Annotated in this window: 2 protein-coding genes; both read right to left on the reverse strand. The window is 54.3% G+C overall.

What is annotated here, in order from left to right; all coding sequences use genetic code 11:
* Window positions 1–36: 36 nt before the first annotated feature.
* Window positions 37–882 carry an IS3 family transposase gene (locus tag CAG44_RS27330; RefSeq protein WP_371858555.1) on the reverse strand — a complete coding sequence of 282 codons (846 nt, stop codon included), beginning with the start codon at window positions 880–882 and terminating at the stop codon, window positions 37–39.
* Complete coding sequence (locus CAG44_RS29210; RefSeq protein ID WP_256573585.1) at window positions 879–1,232, reverse strand: transposase; 354 nt, start codon at window positions 1,230–1,232, stop codon at window positions 879–881. Before CAG44_RS29210 ends, CAG44_RS27330 begins: the two co-directional genes overlap by 4 nt.
* Window positions 1,233–1,250 lie beyond the last annotated feature (18 nt).

Genomic DNA, 1,250 nt, shown 5'->3' on the forward strand with positions numbered 1-1,250 from the left:
TGATCTGGTCAAGTAATTTTGGACACCGGTTAAGGTTTATGCCGCTGCCCTCAGTTTTTCCTCCATGGCTACCGGGGTCTCGTATCCGTTGTAGCTGTGGAGACGTTTGAGGTTGTAGCGCACCAGATAAGCCATGATGTCGGCCTTAGCCTCAGCTTCGGATTCATACCCTCCTGCCGGCATCCACTCTGATTTCAACGCCCCAAAAAATCGCTCCATGGCGGCGTTGTCCCAGCATTGGCCGCGGTGGCTCATGCTTTGTTTCAAGCGGTATTCTTCAAGCACAGCCCTGAATTTATGGCTGGTGTACTGGCAGCCTTGATCTGAATGAAACATCACGTCCGCAGGCTTGCCCCTGGACTCAGACGCCATACGCAGCGCGTCACAGGCCAACCTGGCATCGGCAGTCATTGAAAACGCCCAGCCCACAACTCGGCGCGCGTACAAGTCGATTACTGCGGCCAAGTACAGCCAGCGCCTGCCAACCTGGATGTAAGTCACATCGCCACACCAAACCTCGTTGATAGTCGAAACTTTGAAATTTCGCTTCAGTTGGTTTTCCGCAATCAGTGCTTCTGTACCTGACGAGCGATACCGGTGCGGCCTGCGCTGCCGGCATTTCAAGCCAGCCTCACGCATAAGCGTGCGCACTTTGTAACGCCCGACTTCATGGCCTTCACGTCGTAGCTCCTGCATCAGAGTGCGTGATCCTGCGGAGCCTCGTGACGCATTGAAAAGGTTGATTACACGCGAGCGTAGAGCATCCCTGTCAGGATTTTCACGCCCTTGGCGTTTGCGCCATGCATAGAAACTGCTGCGCTTGACCCCAAGCACGCGACAGCAGTCGACAACACCGTAATGCTCACTCAGCTCGTTGATCAGCGAGAACGATCTTTGGAGTCCCGAAGCAGGAGAGCACTGGCCTTTTTTAGGATTTCGATATCCCGATCCTTTTGACGAACCAGGCTTTCCAGCTCCTCGATTCGTCGCTGCTCCGGGGTAATAGCCTTTGCACCAGCCGGAACTTTCCCCTCTCTCTCCTGCCGTACCTGGTCAACCCACCGGCGGAGAGCTGTGCGGCCAATCCCGAGGATTTCACATACCTCAGGAACTGACTGGCCACCGTCCAGCACCATTTCAGCTGCTTGGATTTTGTGTTCTTTCGAATAAGATTTTCGCACTGATTTTGCCTCCAATTGGGCGCCATCATAGCGCCCGAAGAAGGTGTCCAAAATCATTAGGCCAGTTCA

Source organism: Pseudomonas sp. B13(2017) (assembly GCF_002113245.1).
Lineage (GTDB): Bacteria > Pseudomonadota > Gammaproteobacteria > Pseudomonadales > Pseudomonadaceae > Aquipseudomonas > Aquipseudomonas putida_Z.